Source organism: Pyrococcus woesei (assembly GCF_050496105.1).
In the GTDB taxonomy this organism is placed as follows: Archaea; Methanobacteriota_B; Thermococci; order Thermococcales; family Thermococcaceae; genus Pyrococcus; species Pyrococcus furiosus.
Genome location: NZ_CP179867.1, coordinates 1,430,901 through 1,454,552 on the forward strand (window position 1 = coordinate 1,430,901; position 23,652 = coordinate 1,454,552).

Annotated in this window: 26 protein-coding genes and 1 pseudogene; 19 read left to right on the plus strand and 8 right to left on the minus strand. The window is 41.4% G+C overall.

The features are described from left to right. The first annotated feature begins 2 nt into the window (after positions 1-2). Positions 3-1,271 carry a bifunctional L-myo-inositol-1-phosphate cytidylyltransferase/CDP-L-myo-inositol myo-inositolphosphotransferase gene (locus ACMFNG_RS07945; RefSeq protein WP_014835315.1) on the plus strand — a complete coding sequence of 423 codons (1,269 nt, stop codon included), beginning with the start codon at positions 3-5 and terminating at the stop codon, positions 1,269-1,271. After that, a complete protein-coding gene (locus ACMFNG_RS07950; protein WP_011012196.1) occupies positions 1,264-2,439 on the plus strand; it encodes a class I SAM-dependent methyltransferase in 1,176 nt (391 codons plus the stop codon). Before ACMFNG_RS07945 ends, ACMFNG_RS07950 begins: the two co-directional genes overlap by 8 nt. Here ACMFNG_RS07950 and ACMFNG_RS07955 read toward each other — a convergent pair. Then, positions 2,408-3,031: a ZPR1 zinc finger domain-containing protein gene (locus ACMFNG_RS07955; RefSeq protein ID WP_011012197.1), complete on the minus strand. Its 624-nt coding sequence runs from the start codon at positions 3,029-3,031 to the stop codon at positions 2,408-2,410. The two genes, ACMFNG_RS07950 and ACMFNG_RS07955, sit on opposite strands and share 32 nt — an antisense overlap. Before the next feature lie 71 nt (positions 3,032-3,102). Between ACMFNG_RS07955 and ACMFNG_RS07960 the strand changes: the two genes are divergently transcribed. The 4 genes from ACMFNG_RS07960 (at position 3,103) to ACMFNG_RS07975 (ending at position 5,100) form a co-directional block, all read left to right on the plus strand. Continuing rightward, entirely contained in the window at positions 3,103-3,306 is a 204-nt protein-coding gene (locus tag ACMFNG_RS07960; protein ID WP_014835316.1) for a MoaD/ThiS family protein, read from the plus strand. Between the two features lie 121 nt (positions 3,307-3,427). Continuing rightward, a complete protein-coding gene (locus ACMFNG_RS07965) occupies positions 3,428-3,670 on the plus strand; it encodes a TRAM domain-containing protein (protein ID WP_014835317.1) in 243 nt (80 codons plus the stop codon). A gap of 31 nt (positions 3,671-3,701) precedes the next feature. Further along, on the plus strand, positions 3,702-4,736 hold the full coding sequence (dph2, locus tag ACMFNG_RS07970) for a diphthamide biosynthesis enzyme Dph2 (protein ID WP_011012200.1): 1,035 nt from the start codon (positions 3,702-3,704) through the stop codon (positions 4,734-4,736). Next, positions 4,699-5,100, plus strand: a complete 402-nt coding sequence (locus ACMFNG_RS07975) for a hypothetical protein (RefSeq protein ID WP_011012201.1) — start codon at positions 4,699-4,701, stop codon at positions 5,098-5,100. The genes dph2 and ACMFNG_RS07975 overlap by 38 nt, the downstream gene beginning before the upstream one ends. Here ACMFNG_RS07975 and ACMFNG_RS07980 read toward each other — a convergent pair. Next, positions 5,095-5,853 carry a Nif3-like dinuclear metal center hexameric protein gene (locus tag ACMFNG_RS07980; RefSeq protein WP_011012202.1) on the minus strand — a complete coding sequence of 253 codons (759 nt, stop codon included), beginning with the start codon at positions 5,851-5,853 and terminating at the stop codon, positions 5,095-5,097. The two genes, ACMFNG_RS07975 and ACMFNG_RS07980, sit on opposite strands and share 6 nt — an antisense overlap. Positions 5,854-5,909: 56 nt before the next feature. On the opposite strand from ACMFNG_RS07980, the gene ACMFNG_RS07985 reads away from it, so the two are divergent. From ACMFNG_RS07985 to ACMFNG_RS08030, 10 genes are all read left to right on the plus strand, one after another. After that, entirely contained in the window at positions 5,910-7,070 is a 1,161-nt protein-coding gene (locus ACMFNG_RS07985) for an aminotransferase class V-fold PLP-dependent enzyme (protein ID WP_014835319.1), read from the plus strand. A 650-nt stretch (positions 7,071-7,720) separates the two neighbouring features. Further along, a complete protein-coding gene (locus ACMFNG_RS07990) occupies positions 7,721-8,104 on the plus strand; it encodes a 30S ribosomal protein S8e (RefSeq protein WP_011012206.1) in 384 nt (127 codons plus the stop codon). Beyond that, positions 8,082-8,504 carry a desampylase gene (locus ACMFNG_RS07995; protein ID WP_011012207.1) on the plus strand — a complete coding sequence of 141 codons (423 nt, stop codon included), beginning with the start codon at positions 8,082-8,084 and terminating at the stop codon, positions 8,502-8,504. Before ACMFNG_RS07990 ends, ACMFNG_RS07995 begins: the two co-directional genes overlap by 23 nt. A gap of 85 nt (positions 8,505-8,589) precedes the next feature. Continuing rightward, positions 8,590-10,005, plus strand: coding sequence for a DUF7411 family protein (locus ACMFNG_RS08000; protein ID WP_011012208.1), 1,416 nt, complete (start codon positions 8,590-8,592; stop codon positions 10,003-10,005). A 126-nt stretch (positions 10,006-10,131) separates the two neighbouring features. Next, the gene (locus tag ACMFNG_RS08005) at positions 10,132-10,545 is read left to right on the plus strand and encodes an ArsR/SmtB family transcription factor (RefSeq protein WP_011012209.1); all 414 of its coding nucleotides are present in this window, start codon (positions 10,132-10,134) and stop codon (positions 10,543-10,545) included. After that, on the plus strand, positions 10,538-11,830 hold the full coding sequence (locus ACMFNG_RS08010) for a membrane protein (RefSeq protein ID WP_014835320.1): 1,293 nt from the start codon (positions 10,538-10,540) through the stop codon (positions 11,828-11,830). Before ACMFNG_RS08005 ends, ACMFNG_RS08010 begins: the two co-directional genes overlap by 8 nt. A 1-nt stretch (position 11,831) precedes the next feature. Then, positions 11,832-12,476: a DUF4097 family beta strand repeat-containing protein gene (locus ACMFNG_RS08015; protein WP_011012211.1), complete on the plus strand. Its 645-nt coding sequence runs from the start codon at positions 11,832-11,834 to the stop codon at positions 12,474-12,476. A gap of 35 nt (positions 12,477-12,511) precedes the next feature. Continuing rightward, positions 12,512-13,234 (plus strand): sulfite exporter TauE/SafE family protein, encoded by a 723-nt coding sequence (locus ACMFNG_RS08020; RefSeq protein ID WP_014835321.1) that lies wholly within the window; start codon positions 12,512-12,514, stop codon positions 13,232-13,234. An 83-nt stretch (positions 13,235-13,317) separates the two neighbouring features. After that, the gene (locus tag ACMFNG_RS08025) at positions 13,318-14,739 is read left to right on the plus strand and encodes a TldD/PmbA family protein (RefSeq protein WP_011012213.1); all 1,422 of its coding nucleotides are present in this window, start codon (positions 13,318-13,320) and stop codon (positions 14,737-14,739) included. An 11-nt stretch (positions 14,740-14,750) separates the two neighbouring features. Beyond that, positions 14,751-16,073 (plus strand): TldD/PmbA family protein, encoded by a 1,323-nt coding sequence (locus ACMFNG_RS08030; protein WP_011012214.1) that lies wholly within the window; start codon positions 14,751-14,753, stop codon positions 16,071-16,073. Between the two features lie 18 nt (positions 16,074-16,091). Here ACMFNG_RS08030 and ACMFNG_RS08035 read toward each other — a convergent pair. Continuing rightward, a pseudogene (locus ACMFNG_RS08035) lies at positions 16,092-17,280 on the minus strand (TIGR00529 family membrane protein). Between the two features lie 377 nt (positions 17,281-17,657). On the opposite strand from ACMFNG_RS08035, the gene ACMFNG_RS08040 reads away from it, so the two are divergent. Together ACMFNG_RS08040 and ACMFNG_RS08045 are read left to right on the plus strand one after the other, a co-directional pair. Beyond that, positions 17,658-18,374, plus strand: a complete 717-nt coding sequence (locus tag ACMFNG_RS08040) for a hypothetical protein (RefSeq protein WP_014835322.1) — start codon at positions 17,658-17,660, stop codon at positions 18,372-18,374. Positions 18,375-18,378: 4 nt separating this feature from the next. After that, positions 18,379-18,741, plus strand: coding sequence for a hypothetical protein (locus ACMFNG_RS08045; RefSeq protein ID WP_011012218.1), 363 nt, complete (start codon positions 18,379-18,381; stop codon positions 18,739-18,741). A gap of 699 nt (positions 18,742-19,440) precedes the next feature. On the opposite strand, the gene ACMFNG_RS08050 is transcribed toward ACMFNG_RS08045, so the two are convergent. Then, entirely contained in the window at positions 19,441-20,682 is a 1,242-nt protein-coding gene (locus ACMFNG_RS08050) for a phytoene desaturase family protein (RefSeq protein ID WP_011012220.1), read from the minus strand. Next, entirely contained in the window at positions 20,679-21,161 is a 483-nt protein-coding gene (gene coaD / locus ACMFNG_RS08055; RefSeq protein ID WP_011012221.1) for a phosphopantetheine adenylyltransferase, read from the minus strand. Before coaD ends, ACMFNG_RS08050 begins: the two co-directional genes overlap by 4 nt. Before the next feature lie 46 nt (positions 21,162-21,207). Between coaD and ACMFNG_RS08060 the strand changes: the two genes are divergently transcribed. Then, the gene (locus ACMFNG_RS08060) at positions 21,208-22,536 is read left to right on the plus strand and encodes an acetate--CoA ligase family protein (RefSeq protein WP_011012222.1); all 1,329 of its coding nucleotides are present in this window, start codon (positions 21,208-21,210) and stop codon (positions 22,534-22,536) included. On the opposite strand, the gene ACMFNG_RS08065 is transcribed toward ACMFNG_RS08060, so the two are convergent. The 3 genes from ACMFNG_RS08065 to ACMFNG_RS08075 form a co-directional block, all read right to left on the minus strand. Continuing rightward, positions 22,523-22,720, minus strand: a complete 198-nt coding sequence (locus tag ACMFNG_RS08065; RefSeq protein WP_394295153.1) for a hypothetical protein — start codon at positions 22,718-22,720, stop codon at positions 22,523-22,525. The two genes, ACMFNG_RS08060 and ACMFNG_RS08065, sit on opposite strands and share 14 nt — an antisense overlap. 133 nt (positions 22,721-22,853) lie before the next feature. Beyond that, positions 22,854-23,276 (minus strand): DUF371 domain-containing protein, encoded by a 423-nt coding sequence (locus ACMFNG_RS08070; protein WP_014835324.1) that lies wholly within the window; start codon positions 23,274-23,276, stop codon positions 22,854-22,856. Positions 23,277-23,299: 23 nt separating this feature from the next. Further along, positions 23,300-23,638, minus strand: coding sequence for a DNA-binding protein (locus ACMFNG_RS08075; RefSeq protein WP_011012225.1), 339 nt, complete (start codon positions 23,636-23,638; stop codon positions 23,300-23,302). Positions 23,639-23,652: the final 14 nt, after the last annotated feature.

The window sequence follows — 23,652 nt, forward strand, 5'->3', positions numbered from 1 at the left end:
AAGTGAAAGGGGTTATTCTAGCTGCTGGATATGGGAGTAGAATGGGAGAGAAACCAAAGGGACTACTAAAGATCGCAGGAAGAGAGATCCTCTACAGAACAATTAAGAACCTCGAAAAAAACGGAATTAAAGAATTTATCATCGTTACAAACGAGAGATACCTTCAAAAATTTGAAGAATTCGTAAAAGAGAACAACCTGCAAAATGTAAAACTTGCTGTGAATAGATTTCCCGAAAAGGGGAATGGATATTCACTTTATGTTGCAAAGGATTTTGTGAAGGGCAAATTCGTCCTCGTGATGAGTGATCACATATATGAGGAGAAGTTTTATGAATTAGCCTTGAGGGGAGAAGGCCTCATTGTAGATAGAAATCCTAAATTTGTGGACATTGATGAGGCGACTAAAGTTAAAATCGAGAACGACAGGGTTGTTGACATTGGAAAAGAGATACCTTCATGGGATGGAGTAGATACAGGGTTTTTCATTTTAGATGACTCAATATTCAGTGTCATTGAAGATATCTTAAAGGAAAAGGAAGTTGTAGAGCTTAAGGATGTTGTTAAGAGGGCGAGATTAAAAGTTAGCTACGTAGATGGGCTATATTGGATGGATGTGGATACTCCAGGTGATTTGAAGAAGGCGAGAAAGTTAATAGTTTACTCCTCGGTAAAGGGGGTTGGAGATGGATTCATAAGTAGATATATTAATAGAAAAATCTCAACTAGAATCTCGGCCCTTCTCGTCGATCACATAACCCCAAACAAGTTAACAATAGTAACCTTTCTCTTTGGCATATTTTCCGGATTAATGAATCTAATCAGCGTTCCTTTAGCTGCAATTCTTTACCAAATAAGCTCGATATTTGACGGAGTTGATGGAGAAATTGCAAGGGCAAGGATGCAGACTAGCAAGTTTGGCGGATTTTTTGACTCCATTCTCGACAGGTATGTAGACTTTACTTACCTCCTAACCTTAGCCTACGTGACTATAAGAGAGCCAATATGGTGGGTAATTGCAGGAATTGCAATCTTCTCTTCGGCAATGGTGAGTTATTCAACCGAAAGATTTAGGGGAGCCTATTGTGCAGATGCATACAAGGTCGTTCCAGCTTTAAGAAAAATCCCAGGTAAGAGGGATGAGAGAATATTTGTAACAATGATATTCGCCCTCCTGGGATTAATAAAGCCATTATTTGCGCTCTTAGCCGCGTGGAGTACTTTAAGAGTGATCATAACTATCTACTTAGTATGGAGGGATGTGAATGGTTGACCTAACTCTCATCACCGAAGAAGCCGTTAAGCTGGCTGAGGAGATGATAAGAAAAGGATACGATATAAAAAAGATTAAGAGAGCACTAAAACTCCCCGAAGAAGAATTCAACATAGCCTTGGAAGTAGCAAAGGCGAGAATAAAGGCCAAAGACAAATTCTCAAGGAACGATTTATGGTTTGACTTAGAAGGCCTCAGGTATGCCACTCACGAAATGGTAGCCGACTATAGAGGAAAAAGACTAAAGGAGCAGGGAGTTAAGAGCGTTGCCGACGTTTCTTGTGGAGTTGGAATACAATTGATATTCTTTGCAAAACATGGAATCGAGAGCATTGGTGTTGACATTGATCCCATAAAGATAGAGTTCGCGAAGAGGAACGCAGATAAGTATGGGGTAAATATCAAGTTTATCGTTGGGGATTCTCTAGATCCGGAAATTGTTGAGAAGATTAATGCGGAGGTAATATTCTCAGATCCTGCCAGACCTCCCGAAGTTCCAGAGAGAAACCTTGAAGATCTACTTCCAAGCCCCCTTAAGGTTTACGAGGCCTACAAGGAAAAAACCGAGAGTTTTATCTTTGACCTTCCCCCACAAATAAGGAGAGAAAAAGTTCCCTGGAAGGGAGAATTTGAGTACATAGACCTCTATGGGCACGTGAATAGGCTAACCTTCTACACTGAACCCCTAGCGAAGGCAGAAAGAAGTGCTGTTCTTCTTCCCCAGGGGGCAAGACTTGAGAGCAATCCAGATCTGGAGAATATAGTGGAGGAAGTTGATGAGCCTGGAAGGTATATCTACGAAATTCCCCAGGGAATAGACTACGCAGACTTGATAAATGAGCTTTTCCATACAGTTAGGGGAGAGCTTAAGCTACTCCTTAGAGAAAAAAGAAGAATTTTGGCGACGAGCGATGAAGAAATAAAGTGTAAATACTTTAAGAGAGCTTATGTCGTTGTAAAAACAATGCCTTTCCATCCAGTTAGAATTAACGATTTCCTAAGAAAAGAAGGTTATGGAAGAGCAACTTTAAGAATAAGCGTTCCAGAAGAGGAATACTGGAAAATTAGAAGAAGAATTGAAGCCAATTTAAGTGGAGAAAAGAGAGCATTCGTGTTCAACGTTAAGGGATTAGCTGTCATTGCTGAGGAAGTTCATCAAGATCAATGACATAATAAGGCCCAGTGCTCAGGCTTTTGATTTCCTCTTTCGTGAGCCTTCTACTCTTTACCTTTTCTCCAATTAAAGCACTGTTTCCGAAGGGATCCATTATCCTTACAGTCAACGGCTTCTTACCTTCCTTTACCTCCTCTATATATCTGAGAAGCTCGTCAATTTTCTTCACACTTGCTTCATCATTTTCCTGCTCCTTGAAATCTCTCGCCATAAGTAGGACTTCTTTGACCCTCTCAAGAACCCCCTCAATGTTGCTTATAAACCCTTCAGCTCTTGGGCCTGGCTCTATTGTTATTCCAAGTTCTGGAAGCTCAATAGTCCCGCTTTTACTCCTCACAACTCTCGTAAAGAGATCTTTCTCCTCTTCAACCTTTACTTCGTACAACTTTGGCTCTCTCGCCTCGAGTATCATGACATCGGCATCCCTGTAACCACAATTATCACATATTGCGGTTGAAAGCATTACCTCTCCTAAATAGGGTATCTTGTGAATGAACTGGATTAATTTTAATGTATTTTTCCCTTTGCACACAGGGCAGTCTGTTCTCCCGATTTCCTGAATTCTCTCAGGCCTGAGATCCTCCACTTAACTCACCCAATGGTGGAACAAGAGCTAAGTTTATAGAGTTTTTCCATAAGTTACCCTTGGGGATGAAAATGATAAAGGTGAAGGTCATAGGGAGAAACATAGAGAAGGAAATCGAGTGGAGGGAAGGAATGAAAGTCAGAGACATCCTAAGAGCCGTGGGATTTAACACTGAAAGTGCAATAGCTAAGGTTAATGGGAAAGTTGTACTGGAAGATGATGAAGTTAAGGATGGAGACTTTGTGGAAGTTATCCCCGTCGTCTCAGGTGGTTAAAATAACTTCGTGGCCATAAAAATGTTTATAAACAAACGCTTAGACCATTCTTGGGCAGACACCTCTTCTGGGGTGTTTGCCCAAACTGTGGATGGATGTGTTGGAGATGCAAGGTGGAGATATGAGAAGGAATAGAAGAAGGTTTGATGGAGAAAGGAAAGGAAGAAGGTTTGAAAACTCAGCACCAGTGAAGGTTGGAGAAAGATATAAGGTTAAGATAGAAAGCATGGGCAAAGGAGGAGATGGGATAGCCAGAATTAAGGGGTTTGTAATCTTTGTCCCCAATACACATGTGGGGGACGAAGTGGAGATCGTTATAAACTCCGTGAAGAGCAAGTACGCCTTTGCCCAGGTTATAGGGTGAAGTTTTTAACTTCCTTTCCCTCTTTTTCTTCATGTTGCACGAAATACCAAAAGAAGAAATTCTCGAAAAGTTGAAAAATATAGGGGCAAAGAAAGTTCTAATCCAATCTCCCGAAGGGTTAAGGCGAGAAGCAGAAGAACTCGCAGAATTTTTAGAAAAAAATGAAATTGAAGTTATACTTCACGGTGAAATTAATTATGGTGCTTGTGATCCTGCAGATCATGAAGCTAGATTGCTAGGTTGCGACGCCCTAATACACCTGGGACACTCCTTCATGATGTTATCTTTAGAAGTACCCACTATTTTCGTTCCCGCGTTTGCCAAGGTTAATGTAGTTGAAGCCTTGAAAAAGAACCTTCACGAGATCAAGAAGCTTGGGAAAAAGATAATCGTGACAACCACAGCCCAGCACATTCACCAACTTGAGAGGGCAATAGAGTATCTTAAGTCCCAGGGATTCGAGCCAGTTGTGGGGAGGGGAGATAATAGGGTATCTTGGCCTAGCCAAGTTTTGGGATGTAACTTTTCTGTTGCCAAGGTTGAGGGAGATGGAATACTATTCATAGGCTCTGGAACCTTCCACCCCCTGGGATTGGCCCTAGCAACTGGAAAAAGAGTTTTAGCTGTTAATCCCTATAGTGGGGATTGCCAGTGGATAAATGAGCTAGCGGAAAGGTTTATCAGAAAAAGGTGGGCACAAATAGCCAAGGCTATGGACGCTAAAAGATTTGGAGTTGTGATAAGTACCAAGAGAGGACAGTTAAGGCTAAATGAGGCAAAGAGAATAATCAAGCTTCTCAAAGACCATGGAAGAGAGGCCAAGTTAATTGCAATGAACGACATAAGCTACTCGAAACTTGAAGGATTCAGCTTCGATGCTTACGTTATCGTTGCGTGCCCGAGGGTTCCAATAGATGATTATGAGAACTGGAGAAAACCGGTCTTAACTCCAAGGGAAGTCGAGATACTGTTGGGGTTGAGAGAAGAATATATATTTGATGAGATCCCAGGTGGGGTGAGGGAGAAAGATGAACCTCTCGGAATATCCCTTCATAGCACCCGCTGACTTTTTTGTCATATTACTGTCTACCATTATGTATTACGAGTTTCTAAAGACGGGCTTTGAAGTATTCACGTATAAGAGACCAAGAAAGTTCATCCTATTTGCACTTTCCGTTGGAGCTACCTTAGTTACTCTGTTTGGAAACATATTGGCAGCAATGGCATTTACCTTCTTCACAGTTTTAGCTTACAAAAAACTTGAAATAAAGGAGGCAATCTTAATTACTCTCGTTGCAGAATTTGGATTCATGATAGCGTTCATTTCCCTGTACTTCATCTTTACAACCCTGGGAACAATATTTGGAATAGAGGGATTGGAGTTAAACTTGGACTGGGATGAGTTAATACACTACGCAATGCACTCATAGCCCAGTTGGGCTGTCTATGAATATTGTCTTCACTCCAAACTTTTCTCTTAAGATTGGCATTAGAGCCTTTACTCCCAGGGTCTCTGTGGCGTAGTGGCCAGCGGCGATCACGCTAAGCCTCAAATCTTCTGCCGCTCTGTAGTCTTCATGTGTAAACTCACCCGTTATGAATAGGTCAACGCCCTTTTCACTTGCCTCCTCCACCGCAAATCCTCCTCCACCACTGACAACTCCGACCCTCTTTATCTCTTGTACTCCAAATTCATAACTCTTCACATAATCGACTGGTAACTTTTCCGCAAGCATCTGAGCTATTAAGGGAAGAGGTTTTTCCTCCTCGAACTCCCCAATGTATCCAATCATAACACCGTGGTATTCCCCAAACTTTTCTTTCGGCTCAAGCCCAAGTAACTTAAGGAGTTGAGCATTATTTCCAACTTCTGGATGAGCATCTAAAGGAAGGTGGGCAGCGTAGAGGTTCATGTTGCTCTTCAAAAGTTCCTTGACTCTCTTTGCAAAAAGCCCCTTCACGTACTTTACCCCTCCCCATATTAGGCCATGGTGGACTATGAGCATGTCTGCATTGAAGGCCCTAGCTTTAACTATTGTGTCCAAACATGCATCTACCGCAAATGCTATCGTGTTAACTTCCTCCTTCCCCTCAACTTGCAAACCGTTGCTGGATTTGTCAGGATATTCAGAAATCTTGAGGTATTCATCTAGGAATGAAACTATCTCCCACAGCTCAGCCATTCTTACACCTCCACAACTTATTTATCCTTCACCAAAAAGTTTTAGTGGTGAAGCCAATGAAGGAATTATTCCCAGGACTTAAGAGGTTTAGGGCATATCTCAACACTGCCGGCCTGGGTTTAATGCCCTTAACAGTTTACCAAAAAGTGAATGAATTTCTCTTAGACGTTATAAACTACGAGGATGGAATAAACGCTGTTGAGATTCTTGATGAGCTCTACTTTAACCCCATGTTGAAAAAGGCCGCGAAGCTTATGAAAACTAACCCCGAGAACATAACAGTGAGTCTTCAAACTACAGATGGCCTAAAGAGAATTCTAACATCTCTAACCCCCAAGAAAGGCATGAAGATTGTCTCCTTTGACCTAGAATTCCCCACGATTTCTGCCATATTAAAAAGCTATGCCAAAAGGCATGGTTTGGAAGTTAAAGTTATCGGAAACAAAGGGGGATTATATTACATGGAGGATGTAGAGAGGGTAATAGACGATAACACCTTTGCCGTGGTTTTTAGTGATGTGCAGTGGATTACTGGGCAGAGAATGCCAACGAAAGAGATTGCCGGAGTTGCTCACGAGCATGGAGCCTGGGTTATTGTGGATGCAGTTCAATCCCTGGGAGCATTAGAGGTGTATCCAGAGAAGATGGAAGTAGATGCCCTCGTGGCAGGGGGAGAGAAGTGGCTCCTTAACCCAAATACGGGAAGTGGAGTCATGTGGATATCGGAGGAATTAATTGAAGTTAGCGAACCTATATTGGGGCTTTTAAACACCCAACCAGAAGTTCCATGGTCAGAGTGGTGGGGAGATGAGAGAAAGGATGTTTGGGATATTCTTCCTGTAAGAAAAGACGCTAGAAAGCTTGATCCTGGAACTCCTCCTTACGTTAGCATAGTGGCCCTAGATGCTTCCTTAGAGCTCATAAATAGTGTGGGAATTGAAAAAATCGAGAAGCACGACATGAAGCTAGCAAAAAGGGTTAGGGAGTACGCATACGAACTAGGTGTAACTGCTTTAGGTTCATCACAGATAACTCTTCTGAGATTAGGAGTGGACTATGTGAAGCAGAGAGAAATAGTGAAAAATTTGGAAGAGAAAGGAATTGTGGTCTCCTTAAGGGGAGCAAAGGGAATCTTTGGCATAAGAGTCTCGCCACACCTCTACAATACTGAGGATGACATTGTCACGCTGTTTGATGAACTAAGCAAGTTTTTTTGAGAGTTAGATTTATTCTTTTTATATCAACTAAAAGACTTTGGCACTCTTAACTTTAGTATGGAAAATTATCTCTAATTCATGTTATTTAAAAAATTAACAGGGTTGCACCTCCAAAAGTTAGTACACCCCCGAAATTGGTTGAAACGTTGAATTGCCGAACTTTCTGATGCCTGTGGGCCCATAGCCGCTATAATATTCCTCCACGAAGGTTTGGTACTTACCAAGAAAGCTCCAAGAGTGAGGTCTACCACTAATCCCAAGCATTCCAGCGGGTGCATCAAATTTTACCGAAGAAGAGCTTCAGGAGTTAATAATCCAAGATCCATCTTACCAGGAATGGCTGAACGAACTTGTAAAAACTACGGAAGGAATCCTATACCTCTCACCAAACTACCATTACCAAGAAATTATTAGAATGATCTTCAGCGGAAGCCTCAGATAAGTAAAGTGATATTTAGCCTTAGCATATTTGTCGAGGATAGGTCAATAAATATTAGAAAGCCTACAATTAGCATGGGGGAATATCTTAGTGTTAGCTATAGCATTCACGTTATTTACGGCATTCACAAAGTTCATTAATATGGAATATTAAGCTCACGAAAAAACTTATAAATTACTTCCTTTAATGCCCAATAGCGAGGTGGGATTAAATGGCGATTTGGCAGGGAAGATCACTTAAGAAGCCCTCAGGTGGAAGGATTGTCCTCGCGAGGAAGAAGAGGAAAAGGGAGCTTGGAAGGGAACCCTCCAACACAAGAGTAGCTGAGCAAGACAAGAGAAAGATCATAAGAACTTACGGTGGCAACAGGAAGGTTAGATTAACAGCCGCTGCATATGCAAACGTATTTGACAAGAGTGGGAAGGGTAGAAAGGTTAGAATCATAAGGGTCATCGAGAATCCAGCAAATAGGCAGTTCGCAAGAAGAAACATAATAACCAAGGGAGCCATCATTGAGACTGAGATTGGAAAGGCAAAGGTTACCTCCAGACCTGGGCAAGACGGCGTTGTAAATGCCATCCTCCTCGAAGAGTGATTTTTCTTTTTCCACCCTTATTATCCCTCAACATTACTTAAGGGCCATTTTGAAAGTTGTTTCTTCATCGAGCGTTGAAGTTTGTGGCTTTCTATTTGGTAAAGAGAACAGGGTTTTAAAAGTAAGATTCATCAGAAACAGGCTAAATTCTCCAGTTGAATTTGAAATGGATCCAGAAGAAATGCTCAAGGCCCTTGAAGAGGCTGAGCAGGAGAATCTTGAAGTTGTTGGGATTTTTCATTCTCACATAGCTTGCCCCCCAATTCCTAGTGGAAAAGACTTGGAAGGGATGAAGAGGTGGCCAGTCATCTGGTTAATTGTAAATGAAAAAGGGGAATACAAAGCTTGGATTCTTAGTGAGAAGAACAAAATTTCAGAAGTGAAGATAGTTGTTGAATAGGCATTCATTGTATTTTACACCCGTTAAATACTATCCCACATGGAAAATGCAAGAGTTTTTACGTCCTCTTGAAAAGTAAGATCCGATGTGTCTAATAACCGGAGGAATAAATCTAACAAAGGAAGAAATCGTCAAGATGATAATTACTGGAAAGCATAGAGGACCAGATTCTTTTGGCGTATGGAGCGATGGGTTAGTTATAAAATCTGAGGACTTCTCAGAGATAAAAGAAATTAGAGGGGGCAACGTTGTTTTAGCCCAGTGTAGGCTTGCAATGACTGGATCTAAAAACTATACCCAACCCTTTTACAATGACATTGTTCTCGTCCACAATGGAGAGATATATAACCACGAAAGTTTGAGGAAGTGGTTAATAGAGAGGGGAGCATCATTTGAGAGTGACGTGGACAGTGAGGTTATCCTAAGACTTTTGGAGTATTTTATATTTGACAAAAAGATGAAAGTTGAGGAGGCCGTTAAAAAAGCGATGCTTATGTTGAGGGGAGACTACGCCGTCGCATTTGCTCTCAATGGTAAAATCTATTTGTTTAGGGATCCTATTGGAGTTAGACCACTCTACTATTCCCCAAGGGGGAGGTTTGGGTCAGAGAAGAAGGTGTTGTGGAGTGTAGGTGAAGAAGCAATACCAGTTAACCCAGGTGAGCTCGTTAAGTTGCCAGAAGAAGAGAAGATGAAGCTACTTTCCCCCTGGGACATTAAAGGTTCTGGAAAAGGATACTACGACGGTCTTAAGAATTTACTTCAAGATGCTGTAAGAATAAGGACAGCTAAAAAAGTTGGAGTGCTCTTTTCAGGAGGATTGGACAGCTCATTAATAGCTTTGTTAGCTTCAAAATACTCTAAGGTAGTTCTCTACACTGCGGGAACGGAGGATAGTAAAGACGTTGAGTGGGCCAGAAAAGTTAGTGATGAGCTTAGACTTGAGCTTAGAGAGTATATATTTACCCGGGAGGAAGTTGAGAGGGAGATTAAGAATGTAATGTTCGCTATAGAGGAGCCAAATCCAATGAACTTAGCCATTGCAATTCCTCTATATTTTGCCACAAAGCTTGCTAGGAAGGATGATGTTAAGGTCCTTTTGAGTGGCCAGGGTGCTGATGAACTGTTTGGAGGATATGCAAAGTATCTCGAGAATCCCTCTTTGATGAGAAAAGATATAGAGGAGATAGCCGAGAGAAACTTAGGTAGAGATGATAAAGTGGGAATGCTAAATGGTGTGGAAGTTAGATACCCCTACTTGGATTTGCCCTTTGTCTCTCTAGCCTTAAGGGTTCCCCTAGAAGAAAAGATAAGAGAGGGAGTTAGAAAGGCAATTTTGAGGAGAATTGCACTAGATTTTGGCTTGCCAGAAGAAGTTGCCTTTAGGGAGAAAAAGGCCGCACAATACGGGAGCAATGCTCAGAAGATACTCTCTAAGATAGCAAAGAAGAGTCTTAGAGAATTCGCCCAGAAGTTATTTTCTGAGGTATTCTCTACATAATTGCACAATTAAATAATTCAACAATTATTGTATTCTGTAATTACACAGACAGATAAATTTTTATATACTTTTCACCCTAATTTAGTACAGAAAAATGTACTACAAAAATTTGTACTAGGTGGGAAAATGGAGGACTTAAGGAGACAGCTTGAAGAGCTGAAAAAGAGGCTTGAAGCACTTGAGGAAAGCATTGATCCTGTAGATGAAGTAATGCTCTCCATAAAAGCTAGATTAAGGAAGAAGATAGAAAGTATATCCACGATAAATGAGGAGAACGCGGCTAAAGTCCTAAAGGCCCTTGCAAACCCAGACAGAATTAGGATAATGAAGATGCTATCTGAAAGGCCAATGAGCTTTAAGGAGATTAAAGAGGCCCTTGGAGTAGAAAGTCCAACTGTCTCCCACCATTTGAAGATTCTCACGAAGACCAAGATGGTAAGGAAGGGAGAAAAGTACGAAATAACCCAAGATGGAATGCTGTTTTTGAGGATCCTCATGCTAATCTCTGCTTTAGGAGAGGAGGGTGAAGAAAATGAGTGAAATTAGATTTAAGATTAGAGACTACCTAAAGGCCATAACTGGACTGCTGCTTGTTATCTGGCTATTTAAAGGATGGTTGGGATTGGAGAAGTACAACGAATACATGGTATGGGCAATAATAGGCCTCATAGTTATAGTGGAAGTCCTTGGGGTGGGCAGGTGGTTTGGAGTAACGCTGAGTGGAATAATTTTCTCCCTAGCAAAGGCGGCTTTCCTAATTTCCCTGTTCCTATTCGTAGGAAAGTGGCTTGGAATTCCCGAGGACTTCCCAGTAACTTCAAAGATGGCATTTGCATACTTTGTAGTTCTCTCAATTGCAGGCATTCTAGTTGGAGGCATTGAAACTCCCCGAATAAGGAAAAAAGAGGACATAATTCCAAAAGTAGAAAAGAAAGCTTACGAATTCAACGATCTCGACTTTGGCGATGTCAAAGTTAGGGGAGAGGGAAAAGCCTATCCACTAAAATTCGGTAGGAAAAGAGTCGGATGGGCAATAGAGGGAAGCGTTGAAGTTGAAGCTCAAACTCCTTTAGGGAGTATAAGAAGGAAACTAATTTCCCCAGTAGTTATCTGGACATCCCAGGATATAAAAGGGAGAAAAGTTACAGCCAATGAAAATTTTGTTCGCACAGTAGAGGCTTTACTACACCAAAAATCTCTAAGAGTTAGAGAGGACGAAGTAGCCCTAGACCTCGGAATACTCAAGGTGTACGACTCTGATAATTATACTTACGTCAAGATGCCATTCTTGGAAATTGTTGACACTCCCTCAGGTTCAGAGGTAAAAATAGGACCCCTCAAAATCAGGGATGGAAGGCCCAGGAAAATAGATGAGGAAATGGTCACGATCGAGGAACTCAGAAATGGCTTCCGACTAACAAAAATTGGCTCTAATTTGAGAATAAAAACTGAAGATTATGACATAGAGATAGAGAATGACAAGATTTCCTATAGGAGTGGCTCAGAGAAATTAACGATAGCTGAGGATTACGTTGCCATAAGCTCTAATGGAATCTCTGTATCAGTAGGAAAGGACTATGCAAAGCTTAGAATCGAAGATTCCATAATTTCGGCAAGGAATGGTGTAGTAAAGATTAGGATAGGAGGGAAGACCTATACACTAAACAGCAGAGAGGCATACAAGAAAGTCATTGAGAAAGCTAAGGATATTGTGAAAATCGAGGGTGAGGAGGTGATTGAAGGGCTTGGGATTGATAGAACAAGAGTCCGGAGAAAGATTAAGGAACTCGTAGAGGAGTTAATGAACTACTTGGGAGGGAATTGATATGAAGGAAGTCTTTAAGGACGTAAAGAAGGTTCATGTAAGAATTGTAAATGGAAAATTGAAGATAGAAAAGAGTGAAGACGATAATGTGTACATTGAATACTACATTCTCGAGGGAGAGCCAAGAGTTGAAATAAGAAAGGAGGATTCAGAGCTCATAATAGAGACGAAGGGAAAAGAGAAAAGATTTCTAAACCTCTTCGCATGGAAATCAGATGGCAAGGTTAAGATGAACATTAAGGTTCCCGAGGGCGTTACCTTAGAAGTCTCCTCGGTCAATGCAGGAATTTCTGCATCCCAGGTTAGCATTGAGAGCATAAACTCAGTTAATGGGCCGATAATCCTCAAGAATTCCCACGTTAAGTCAATTTCAACGGTTAACGGAATGATAGCAGGAAGCATAATGGCCGAAGATTTAACTGTCAATTCTGTAAATGGGTATGTAAAGCTGGACATCCTAGACATGGAGGGAGATGGTGTTATTAATACAGTCAACGGGGGTGTTCATTTAAGGATAAGTGACGTTTGTGATGTCAATGTAATTGCAGTTAAGAGGGGAAGGTCAATTCCACTAATCAACCAGAACTCTCCATACACCTTAACAATAACGAGTGTAAATGGGAAGGTCAACGTTGAAAGATTTTGACAAAAGGCTTTAAAAGCTACTGAATAATCTTTTTCATGCTTAAATATTCTTTCCTTGGATTTTTTATAGGATGCATTGCAGGGCTCTTTGGAGTTGGAGGTGGTTTTTTAATAGTTCCGATTCTAACCATTTTGGGACTTTCCATACATGAAGCTATAGGAACCAGCCTAGCTTGTATAGCAATAAGCTCCTTCTCCTCTGCTTATACACATCTCAAAAAGGGAAAAGTTCACATCAAGGTTGTTATATTGAAAGAATTATTTTCAATTCCAGCTGCCGTGCTTGGAGCTTATCTAACGAATGACATTAATGAGAAAATACTAAGGGTAGCGTTTTCAATGTTGTTGTTTTATCTTGCCGTAAGGTTAACAGTGAAGAGGAGAGCTAAAGATTCTAAAGAAGCAAAAATACACTATGAAAGAGTACCCCTTGTGGGAGTTGCTTCTGGCTTTCTCTCCGGCCTCCTGGGAATTAGTGGAGGAATATTGAACGTCCCTCTTTTCACAATCTTTGTGGGAATACCAATTAAGTACTCAATTGGAACATCCAGCTTAGCTTTATTCTTTACAGCCCTAGCAGGAGCCATAACTCATCTGAAAGAAGGAAACGTTGTCTTAAGCATTGCCCTAGCTTTGGCCCCGGGATTGATAGTGGGAGCCTATGTTGGGGCAATAGTTTCCCATAGAATACACTCAGACAAGCTTAGAGTTCTCTTCTCCGCTCTTCTACTGATAATCGGAGTTAGGATGCTGGTCTAGTATCAATAAGACAAACATCGAAACGAAAAGATTTTTATACTTATGTTTCATCAATATTATTGCATTAAGGAGGTGTTGAGGACATGCATGACCTAGTTGAGTTCGCCGTTAACCGTGCTCTGGAGCTCGGTGCCGATTATGCAGAAGCAAGGTTCGAAGAAAAGCAGGGAACTTTTCTTGCAATGAAAAACGGAAATCCAGAAGGACTAGGAATCCTAGCAGATAAGGGAATTGGAGTGAGAGTCCTAGTAAATGGGGGAATGGGATTTGCCAGCACAAATGTGCTCACAAAGGAGAGCATAGCGAGGACTGTGGAGAGAGCAATAAAGATGGCAAAGGCCGCAGCAAAGCTAAGAAAAGAGCCAATAAAATTTAGCGAAGAAGACTTCCACGAAGTGTACTATGAGGTAAAGATGAGAAAGGACATAAGAGATGTCCCGCCAGAGGAGAAGTTGGAAATTCTGAAGAAAATAGAAGAGGAAGTAACATCAACAAACGCTAACGTACCAATGAGATTCCTAAGATACAATGACTTCATTTGGCATAAGATATTCATGAACAACGAGGGTGCTTTGGTGGAGAGTGTAATTCCCAGGGTCTCGGTAATGTATAATCTAGTTGTATTTGAGAACGGCCAGATGGAGCAGGCCCCATTCGTTCAGAGGGCATTCTCCGGAGGATTAGAACTCATAGAGAAGGACGAACCCTGGGAAAGGGCTAGGAGAGAGGTAGAGACGCTAAAGAAAATTATAGTAGAGGGTAAAAGACCCCCAGAGGGGAAAGTAGACCTAGTTTTAGCACCAGAAGTCGTTGGAATTGCAGTTCACGAGAGCGTTGGGCACCCGTATGAGCTTGACAGAATAATGGGAAGAGAAGCCGCACAGGCAGGAGAGAGCTTCGTAAAGCCAGACATGCTGGGTGAGAGAATCGGAAGTGACGTGGTTACGGTAATTGAAGACCCCACAATTCCAAACAGCTGGGGATTCTATCTGTATGATGATGAGGGAGTTAAGGCAAGACCCAGGTACTTGATAAGGAATGGAATTATAACAGAGTTTTTAATGAACAGAGAATATGCCGCAAAGCTCGGCCTTAAGTCAAATGCAGCTGCGAGAGCAATAAATTACAATAGAGAGCCAATTATCAGAATGGCCAACACATACCTAGCTCCTGGGGATTACACATTCGAGGAGCTAATCGAGGACGTAAAGCTCGGTGTTTACATGGTGTCATTTAACGAGTGGAACATCGATGATAGGAGATATCAGCAGAGATACATTGGAAGGGAAGCCTATCTCATAGAGAATGGAGAGATAAAGTATCCAGTAAGGAGGCCCATTCTAGAGATTACTACAAAAGGTCTCTGGAGCAGTGTTGACGCCGTTGGCAGGGAGGTTGAGTTCTTCCCAGGAACATGTGGAAAAGGAGAACCAGGACAGGGAGTCCCAGTGTGGATGGGAGGAGCTCATGCGAGATTGAGGGATATTCCACTAAGAAGGCCTTGAGGTGAGGGAAAATGTTTGATGTTAACGAGCTCATACTTAAAAAGGCAAAGGAAATGGGATTTGGAGATGTTGTAGTCCTCAGTTACGAAACTAACAGGAGGCAAATAAGATTTGCAAACAATGAAGTTACTGTAGCTAAGCACTGGCATGAGCAGAAGGTCGAGGTATTCGTTGAGATGGGAAAAAGGATAGCTTCAACGACGATTACAGAGCTAAGCCCCGAAAACATTGAAGCCACGTTAAAAGTTCTAAAGGCAAACCTAGAGAAGATGAAGCCAAAAGAAGACTACTATGGAATTGCCGAGGGTCCCTTTAAGTACAAAGACATTCCAGAGACATTTGATAAAGCTATAGTAGAGTTAGATGATCCAAGTGAGTATGTTGAAATTGCCATAAACGCAGCTCTAGAGGAAGGAGCAAAGAGAGTGGCTGGAGTGCTTTATACAGATCACGACAAAATTTATCTAACCACCAGCAACGGTGTTGAGGCTTTTGACGAGGGAACTGGAATAGAGATAAGCGTGAGAGCCTTTGTGGGCGAGTTAGAGAGCGGTCATGGAACTAATTCCGTTAGGGTTCTTAAGAAGTTTGATCCAGAGAGTGCAGGAAGAAAAGCTGGAGAAATTGCAAAGCTCGCAAAGAATCCAGAACAAGGACCAGAAGGAAGGTTTGACGTTATATTTGATCCATTAGCCTTTGCCAATCTGTTAAGCTACATGGGATGGGCATTCTCTGCATTCGCTGTTGAAGCTGGATTCAGCTACTTCGCCAACAAGCTCGACCAACAACTTGCCCCGGAGATCGTTACAATAAAAGATGTGGGTAACTTGCCCAATGGATATGGAACAAGAAAGTTTGACGACGAGGGAGTTCCAACTAAAGAAACGACTCTCATAGATAAGGGAGTTCTGAAGACCTACCTACTAAACACGAGCTTTGCAAGGAAATACGGAAGAGAGACCACGGCAAATGCTGGGCTAATATCTCCAAGAGCTTGGAATATAGTCCTTGAGCCGGGTGATTACACAAAAGATGAGCTCTTCCAAGAGGTAAAGAAGGGAATATACATCACAAACGTGTGGTACACAAGATTCCAGAACTACATGACTGGAGACTTCTCAACTATACCCAGAGATGGAATATTCCTAATTGAGAACGGAGAGCTTAAACCAATAAGGAACATACGTGTGAGCGATAACATGCTCAGAATACTTTCAAATATACAAGGGTTGAGCAGGGAGTCATACCACATCCACTGGTGGGAAGTTAGCACACCAGTGTCAACACCCTACGTCCTCGTGAAAGATGTTGGAATAACAAGGGCAACCAAGTGATTCCTTTTTCTCTATTTTTTATAGGAGTAGGATGTATAGGAGACCAAGGACAAACAGTAACACTCCTGGGACTAGCAAGACCTTGTAAACCCTTCCTAACTCAGCTTTATAGTATTCAGCAGAGAAGATCAGGCATAGGTGAACTGGGCTGAATAGCATTCCCATGTATCCACTCAAGTATGCAAGGGCTATCTTGTCGAAACCTGTTAGGAAAGGAAGTAAGAGTGGAAATGTCATTCCAACGTAGGCAAAGCTTATGCCCGTTATCAACCCAACTATGAATGGTGTGAGTGTTATAATCAGGATTATGGGAAGATTAAGCTCAATAATTGTCCTTGGCAATGCCTCAACAACTCCTGTAACTTCGAGTAGCTTTTTGAAGTACATGACCGAAGATCAGAAGGAAGACTATCTTTGGCTGAAGGGCATATTTTGCAATCTCCTTTTTGTCAACCCTAGTAAAGTTGGGAATTAGTGCGGAGAGGAATCCAAAAAGAGCTCCATAAACCATGTCGTAGCCAAGGACTACGGAGATTAATATTATCACGAGGATTGGATATGTGCTCCTTACAAATAAGAATAGGCCCTCTTTAAAGTCTCCTTTTTCGTCTTCCTGGGCTTTTATTGGTCTCAAAAAGATAAGATATCCAATCATTATCATTATGATAGTCAAGGGGAACATCTTGGTGCTAAATTCTCTTACCGTAATTCCCAGGATTGCAGAGGTTATGATTATTGCCTGATACATGGGCCAAGAAAGCTCCCATACGTGCCTAAACCAATAGTTTATGACGGTCTTTCTTTCAGGCAAAAGTTTAAGCTTGTCTGCGACTGGCTCTATCATTGGAGCAGAGACTAGCGCTCCAGCGGGCATTGGCATTAACCCTATTAGGGCTGGGAGGGCAGCTAAGGAGTATTTCTCGCTAGGAAATAAGTTTTTCACAGCTTTTTCCATAAGTCTTAGGTATCCAATCTGGGAGAAAACGTTTGTTAAGGCCATTATTAGGGAGATTATTATAATTAACCTCAAAGTTGTCCACTCTGTTGCCGAAGTGTACAGGGACAATAAAAGCTCCTTAGGGGTTAACCTAAAGAGAATTCCCAGGAGAAGAGAGCCTATAAAGATAGATAGGCCTACATTTACCCTTAACCTTATGAGCACTATAATTATAGCAAAGGAGAGTAAAAGATAAAGCAGTTCGTTCACTCCTCTTTCACCGGGCGAAGAGTATGTAGAGTCGAATTTATAACTCTAACTAATTTCACAGTAGAATCTTAGAGAAGTCAGCAGTAAATTTAACATCAGGGAAACCTTCCAGATCTTGTTTGAGTGTTTTAACATTTCTGAAGAATTTTTTATTTTCATAATAAAAACAATTATAATAATTTCCAGCTACAGTTAATTAATGTGTTTTAAGCTCGTCAAAATACTAAATTTAGGTTTTTGTTGTCTATTTTATCCAAAAAGTATAGAAATTTAAAATTGAATAACATGTCATTGATATATCCAAGTAGTAAGATTTATAAATATAATTAGCGTAACCATATTATGAAAAGTTCACAAAAACTAAAGAGGGGGTGAAAGTGAAGTTGAGGTCTTTGATAGCAGTCCTACTCGGATTATTAATTATCGGGGCAAATACCGAAAGTGTAGCAGCACGTCCAGTAGATGACACAAAGCCTAAAAGTGGCATAGGTCTTGGTTCTTATGTCTCAATATCCATAGTAGGAGCCACACACTACTCTGTTCCACTCTATGGACCTGTTGGAGTTACTCTTAGGGAGATAGACATTTGGAAAGTTCAGAGGGGAAAAGACTATATAGTAGAGGTTAAATACTATAGGATCCCACTTAGTAGCCAGTATCAGTTTGTTGTAATATTTCCAGAAAGTGCTCAAGTGAATCTTAAGGAGGCTACTGATTTAGATGGGAAGAAAATACTTTCAAATGAGTACAAAAAGGTCGAGTATCTTGGTCCATGGCTTACAAAAAACTCTTTCCACTTTAAAAAGGAAGGATGGTTGACATGGAAAGTTGGAGTTAGACTCCCAACGAGATTTACACAAACAGGCTGGACCATTGTTGGAACTATTGGAACATCAATGTCATCTTTCAGTGACGCAGGGAAACTCGTTACCTCCTTCTATGGGATTAAGAAGTTAGTTGAATCCCTAGGGAAGAAATTTACTTTAAGTGCTCTTAAGCGCCTTGCATTAAACTCAAATTTGATTAGACTCATAGTATCAATAATAGAAACAGGAGTCAACGCAGATATTGTATTTGTTTACGTAGAGGGGTGAGTATATGAGAGTTTTAAGATTCTTTTCTGTTTACTTTTTTCTTTCACTGACGTTGTTAATTGAATCAACTTGGAAGCAACATCTCCCTTCGGATTTTGTTGATACTTTTGTGTACACATTAATAATTCCAATAGGAGTTGCGTCTTTCATCTTGCTTAGCGCTCTAGTTCATGAACATAAAATGAAAGAGACCAAAAAAGCCTTTAGGGGATTCCTCAAGGTAATTGGTACATTGGGTGCAGGAACTATGCTTTCACTTTTACCTGCACTGACTAGTTACTGGACGAACCCTACTCTTGGATTTATTGTACTGTTTATTATTCTACCCGGTCTCTATATCCTGGATAGGGTAATGGAGGGTTCCTAATGTTTATTAGAAGATCAAAATGGTTCAAGATTTCACTATATGCTTGGATGTTTTATCTACCCCAAATATTTTCTATTTCACTGTGGGGAGCATCACTAGGGTACACAGGAATAATCTTGCTATTCTTGGTCTCTAGTATTTGATATACTATTCGAGGAATTATATTTTTACTACTTCCTATTTTTATTCTGAGCGCTGTTTTGAGATCTACTGCTCTCCTAACAATTGATACAATTGAGTATTTTAAGCCTGCTACATTTTATGGAGTTATTACATCCCTCTTAAGATTTCTTTCTCTTATATTTCCGGAAAGCTATACAATCAGGATAATTCTCGAACAAGGAGTATTATTAGTTGCTCTCGCTATCTCGTATTATAAACTTGGAACCATTTTATCTCGAAACACATCTAATAAGTATTTAGCCTATACGATGAGCATTGTAGCTGGAATAATTACCTGTCTCTTATTTCCTCCCCCATTATAGCAAGAAAAGTATAATCAGGCTTTTTAAACACTTTAGGGGCTCTATAATTGTTAAATTAGTGAAACCCCCTATTCTAATCTCTTTTCTTCTTAGATTTCGAATTTACAAAGAAATACGAGATAACCACAGGTATTTCTGAGTGGGAAACCTTCATGACATAATTCTATATGGAGAGAAGCAATACCTATCTTACTTATTCTTCATCAATTTTCACCTATAGATACCATTCCGAAAAGCTACCCAAGTTCAACTTTTCAAGAGCTTTCATAACACCTAGAGCTATTCCATCCACCTCTATTCCCCCAGGAGGTCTATACCCATCTCCAACCACCAGAACTTCATTTAATGGCCACTCGATATGTAGGCCAGCTCTCGTCCTATTCACAGGATTACCATCTCTATAAACCTGGGCAAGGAGAGGTTCCCCTTCGGGAAAAATCTCCAATAACTCCTCCCAGCCTTTTTCTATCGCTTTCTTGACATTTCCATTTTTCAAAGCCATGTGAGCCATTATTAATGTATACCCCTCTCTAGCTAAGCTCTTATCAAGCGCGGAAGGTTCGTTAAATCCATTGATCATTAACCCAGGAGTAAAGACTATTGTATTACCAATCCTCGGCTCTCCTGGGACTGCTAAATTGAACTTTATCCCCTCGCTTGGCTCAATGGAATCAACTTGTTTGAGATAATCTCTATCAAAGTAGTCCCTTCCTATGAGCTTTACAGTTTCCCTTACACCAACGTTTGATATTGCAACATCAAAGCTATACTCCTCATTATCCCTTGTATAAACCTTCTTTTCTTCAATATTGATTTCAACGACCTCTTTTCTCGTTAAAATCTTGCCCTTGTTTTCCATTATTATTCTTTCAAGCTCATCAATGACAGCCTTGCATCCCCCTCTAATTAGCCCAGGCCCTCCCCATCTTAAAGCTGCCCTAATCTCTTTTGCCAACTCTAGAGCTGTAAGGTCACTAAGAGAAACGCTATCTGCCCACCCAGCAAAGCTCTCAAGAACACTCAGCAAGAACTCATTCTCTCCTATTTTCTCCTTTATCCATTCATCAGCGGGGATCTCTTCTTTAGGCAATTTATTCATCCGTATCTCAGCCAAGAGCTTGAGAGCTTTGGCCTTCTCCTTCACGCTCAAGAACTTCCAGCTCTCCCTATAGTGAAAAATTTTCCCTTCCCACAGAATTTTCCCTTTTGGATTTGAATTCACTATTTCCACTTTAGCCCCCAAAATTCTTAGTAGATGTGCCAAAGGACCATCTTCGCCGTGAGGAATCATGTGTAAAGCTCCAGTAGAGAGCTGGAAGCCTTTATAGGGGAGATTCGTAAACCTTCCTCCAATCATGGCTGACTTCTCTAGGACAATGATTTCATGTCCATTCCTCGCCAAAAATGCCCCAGCAAGAAGGCCACCAAGCCCAGCTCCAACAACTACTGCCCTCACTTCTCTTCCCTCCTAATTGGGTTGCCAAATGGGTCTATAAGTCCTGCCCTTATGAGGGAAGAGCTTATCTTACACCCGAGTCTACTCCTTATTATTGGAATGACAACTATGTCCAAAGGCCTTAAGCCCAACTCTTCCCTCGCCTTATTCACGAGAACAGCCCCCTTGTAAGTTTCCTCACTAACAACTATAGCCTCTAAACTCTTAATTTTAGTTGTAAATCCAATAGCATTGTGAATCTTCATTATCCTATAGTTCCTGTATTTGTTCACCTCCAAGAACTTGATGAGGTCGAGGAGCCTTTTCTCATAGGGGAGAATTCTCTCGGAGTATTGTTTTTCCTTAATCATCTCATCTGATGTTAAGCCTATGTAGACTATCTCACCAACTTCAAATGCTTTCCTCAAGAGGGCCTTGTGGCCCAGGTGAAGCCTATCGAAAGTTCCACCAACGACAACTTTTTTGTACTTCTTTTTCATCGCTACCCTTTTATCTTGATTAAATAAAAACTTCTCGGGGGTTGAAATGAGGTACTTCTTTTACCCAAATAGTGTGGCCATATTTGGCTCATTCAGAGAGGGAGCAATAGCGAGGGAAATACTGAGGAACATAGTTGAGGGAGGATTTGAGGGCAAGATAATTCCTGTGAATCCCAAAGGTGGAGAAGTAGAAGTGGCGGGTAAAAAATTTAACATAAAAGAGAAGCTCGATGAGCCAGTTGATGTTTCAATAATAGCCATACCAGCAAAGCTCGTTCCAGAATTGATAAGGGGACTAAAAGGGCTTACAAAAGGAGCTGTAGTTATCTCCGCTGGATTCTCTGAGGTTGGAAATGTGGAGCTTGAAAAAGAGCTAATAAAAGCTGCAAAAGAAGCTGGAATTAGGGTGATAGGGCCAAACTGTGCGGGGATCTTCGGGGTTCATGCAAAGTTCTACGGTTCCTTTGAAGTCCGCGTTAATCCGGGAGGGCTAGCTCTGATAAGCCAAAGTGGAGCATTTGGAGGAGCAGCATTGGCCATGGGGAATGAAGAAGGCATTGGATTTTCAGCCTTCGTTAGCTATGGGAACGCCGCTGACCTTGATGAGAGTGATTTTCTAAGGTTCTTTGCCGACGATGAAAATACTAGGGTTATTGGTCTCTACATTGAAGGAGTAAAGGATGGAAGAAAGTTCCTGGATGCACTCCGTTATGCAGCGTCAAAAAAGCCCGTCATAATCCTTAAAGCGGGAAAAAGTAGGGCCGGAGCGAGGGCTGCCGCATCTCACACAGGCTCCCTTGCTGGAAGTTACGAAATATACAGGGCTGCATTCAGGCAGGCTGGGGCAATAGAAGTTGAGGAGATGGAAGAGCTTTTCGATGCAGCTAAGGCCTTTGAGATGTACGAAAGAGCTGGAAGGAGAGTGGCAATTATAACCAATTCAGGTGGCCCAGGAGTTTTGGCTACTGACAAGCTTGAGAGATTGGGGTTAGAAATTGCCAAGCTGACTGAAGAAACAGTGGAGGAATTAAGGAGTTTTTTGCCTCCCCAGTGCTCAGTAAAGAATCCAGTTGATTTGATAGCGGATGCAGACTATGAAAGGTATAAGAGGGCCATTGAAGTTGTGTGTAGGGATGAGAATGTGGATGCCATTCTGGTGATATGCGTTCCACCAATATTCATACCCAGCGAGGAGATAGCAAGAGCTGTTGTCGAGGCAAATTGTGATAAGCCAATAATAGTAAACTTCATGGCTGGGGAGTTAGTAAGGGAGGGAATAAAAATTTTAGAAAGCAAAAAAATAAAGAACTTCCCAACTCCAGAGAGGGCAGCAAAAGCTTTGTATTGGCTCAGCCTAAGGTCTAGTAGCGAATGAACTTGTTGACGCTGGTTATCATTACCTTTGCTTTTTCATATTCCACTGCCACTTCGTTTGGTGGCCCCACTGGTTGGGCTACTTCTTGCTCTTCCTTCTCTTCTCTTCCTGGGAGGAACTTGTTGAGCATCCTCCAAAACTGTGGTAGGATTACTATTTTGCTCTCATACCTCTCCATTTCCATCACCACTAGAAGTGATACCATATACATATATAAACATTTCGAAAATAGAATATGTAATAGACAATAGTCTATATAGCAATATATAGAAAAGAGTCAGGCGTGGGCGTCCTTCATCATCAACTCAGCCTTCTGACTACTCATCATCCACAATAATCTCTATAACTGCAGTGGTGTTTGGATCTTTAAGCCTTTCAACGATCCTCCTATCTATATCTTTAGCAGCCTTGTTGGCTTTAATTGCAAGCGTTCTCCCATCTATCCAGTTGCTTTTTCTTATAACCATAGAAGTTTCGCTTTCCAGAGTTAGCCTGGGATCCCCATAGGCTGTAACCTCATCAACAAGCTCGCCAACTCTAATTAATATTTTAATTTTCTTTCCAGACCTTATAGCCTCCTTAACTTCCTGAGATAAATCTTTAAGAGCCTTATCTGCAGATATGCAGATAATACAGTCTCCCCTCTCCGTTAGGTAATCTTCTCTGGTTATCTCAAAAGTGGAGCGGTGGGTCGCCTTGACGTTTCTGTGACCTTTGCATATAATAATTTCCCTTATCATAGGCGAAAAAGGGAAATCAAGGTTCACCATTTAATTCTAAATTCTCTCCTTGTTCTCGCCTCTATTTGGGCCAGAATCTTCTTCATTTTTGCATCGTCTATCTTCTCGGTTATCTGGCCTGCCTGGTAAAGCTGGACAAGTATAAGCTCAACCTGCCTCGCAAGCTCAGGCTTCACGAGCTTAACTCTGGCCAACCTTTCTCTCGCCTCAGGAGTTAGAATTCTCCTCAATATCGCCTGGATTTGAGCTTCAATTAACGCCTGTTGCCTCTCTGCTTCTTCTTGAGCCTTTTGCTGCTCTAAGTATTTCTTCTGCAATTCCATGAGCTTCCTTCTCCTAATCTCCTCAATGTCCTCAGCCATCTCTCTCACCTACC

Coding starts and splice junctions, on each gene's coding strand:
- ACMFNG_RS08070 (WP_014835324.1), bottom strand. CDS start 23,276: ATGATAAGGGAAATTATTATATGCAAAGGTCACAGAAACGTCAAGGCG.
- ACMFNG_RS07980 (WP_011012202.1), bottom strand. CDS start 5,853: ATGGCTGAGCTGTGGGAGATAGTTTCATTCCTAGATGAATACCTCAAG.
- ACMFNG_RS07950 (WP_011012196.1), top strand. CDS start 1,264: ATGGTTGACCTAACTCTCATCACCGAAGAAGCCGTTAAGCTGGCTGAG.
- ACMFNG_RS07975 (WP_011012201.1), top strand. CDS start 4,699: ATGAACCTCTCGGAATATCCCTTCATAGCACCCGCTGACTTTTTTGTC.
- ACMFNG_RS08025 (WP_011012213.1), top strand. CDS start 13,318: ATGCATGACCTAGTTGAGTTCGCCGTTAACCGTGCTCTGGAGCTCGGT.
- ACMFNG_RS07960 (WP_014835316.1), top strand. CDS start 3,103: ATGATAAAGGTGAAGGTCATAGGGAGAAACATAGAGAAGGAAATCGAG.
- ACMFNG_RS08015 (WP_011012211.1), top strand. CDS start 11,832: ATGAAGGAAGTCTTTAAGGACGTAAAGAAGGTTCATGTAAGAATTGTA.
- ACMFNG_RS08075 (WP_011012225.1), bottom strand. CDS start 23,638: ATGGCTGAGGACATTGAGGAGATTAGGAGAAGGAAGCTCATGGAATTG.
- ACMFNG_RS08045 (WP_011012218.1), top strand. CDS start 18,379: ATGAGAGTTTTAAGATTCTTTTCTGTTTACTTTTTTCTTTCACTGACG.
- ACMFNG_RS08030 (WP_011012214.1), top strand. CDS start 14,751: ATGTTTGATGTTAACGAGCTCATACTTAAAAAGGCAAAGGAAATGGGA.
- ACMFNG_RS08000 (WP_011012208.1), top strand. CDS start 8,590: ATGTGTCTAATAACCGGAGGAATAAATCTAACAAAGGAAGAAATCGTC.
- ACMFNG_RS08065 (WP_394295153.1), bottom strand. CDS start 22,720: ATGGAAATGGAGAGGTATGAGAGCAAAATAGTAATCCTACCACAGTTT.
- ACMFNG_RS08005 (WP_011012209.1), top strand. CDS start 10,132: ATGGAGGACTTAAGGAGACAGCTTGAAGAGCTGAAAAAGAGGCTTGAA.
- ACMFNG_RS07985 (WP_014835319.1), top strand. CDS start 5,910: ATGAAGGAATTATTCCCAGGACTTAAGAGGTTTAGGGCATATCTCAAC.
- dph2 (WP_011012200.1), top strand. CDS start 3,702: ATGTTGCACGAAATACCAAAAGAAGAAATTCTCGAAAAGTTGAAAAAT.
- ACMFNG_RS08020 (WP_014835321.1), top strand. CDS start 12,512: ATGCTTAAATATTCTTTCCTTGGATTTTTTATAGGATGCATTGCAGGG.
- ACMFNG_RS08060 (WP_011012222.1), top strand. CDS start 21,208: ATGAGGTACTTCTTTTACCCAAATAGTGTGGCCATATTTGGCTCATTC.
- ACMFNG_RS07995 (WP_011012207.1), top strand. CDS start 8,082: ATGCCATCCTCCTCGAAGAGTGATTTTTCTTTTTCCACCCTTATTATC.
- ACMFNG_RS08010 (WP_014835320.1), top strand. CDS start 10,538: ATGAGTGAAATTAGATTTAAGATTAGAGACTACCTAAAGGCCATAACT.
- coaD (WP_011012221.1), bottom strand. CDS start 21,161: ATGAAAAAGAAGTACAAAAAAGTTGTCGTTGGTGGAACTTTCGATAGG.
- ACMFNG_RS07990 (WP_011012206.1), top strand. CDS start 7,721: ATGGCGATTTGGCAGGGAAGATCACTTAAGAAGCCCTCAGGTGGAAGG.
- ACMFNG_RS07965 (WP_014835317.1), top strand. CDS start 3,428: ATGAGAAGGAATAGAAGAAGGTTTGATGGAGAAAGGAAAGGAAGAAGG.